This is a genomic window from Pseudomonas sp. EL_65y_Pfl1_R83, from assembly GCF_963970695.1.
Lineage (GTDB): Bacteria > Pseudomonadota > Gammaproteobacteria > Pseudomonadales > Pseudomonadaceae > Aquipseudomonas > Aquipseudomonas tritici.
In genome coordinates, this window is record NZ_CAXAQI010000270.1 from 1 (window position 1) to 508 (window position 508).

Annotated in this window: 1 protein-coding gene; it reads right to left on the bottom strand. The window is 63.8% G+C overall.

Features of this window, described 5'->3' with window-relative positions:
* Window positions 1–508 (bottom strand): glycoside hydrolase family 3 N-terminal domain-containing protein (locus tag AACY08_RS28815; protein ID WP_339472489.1); only part of this gene is annotated, 508 nt, incomplete at both ends.

The following is a 508-nucleotide window of genomic DNA, read 5'->3' on the forward strand; positions in this document are numbered from 1 at the left end:
CGGCTTGCCGTGAATGTCGCGCAGATCGGTTTCACTGATCTTGGCATCGCCCTGGTCGCGTCCCTCGAAGGTGCCGCCATCGGCGAGGAAATGCTTGGTGCTCGCCAGAACGTGCGGGCCCGCCAGAATGCGGCTGCCGTCGGGCTTGCCCTGCAGGCCGACGATCATTCGTCCGACATAGCTGGCGACCAGATCGGGATTGGAGGAATAGCCCTCATAAGCCCGCCCCCAGCGATAATCCTGCGGCACGGTGATGGTCGGCGCGAAGGTCCATTCCTGGCCGGTGGTGCGGATTTCGGCGGCGGTCGCGGCACCGATCCGCTCGATCAACGCAGGGTCGCGCGTCGCACCAAGCCCGATATTCTGTGGAAACAACGTCGCACCGATGATGTTGCTATGCCCGTGGACGGCATCGATACCCCACAGGATCGGGATACCCGATCCTCCGGCAGACCGATCGACCGAGGCATCATAAAAGGCGTCGGCCAAGGCCAGCCATTTCGGCGCG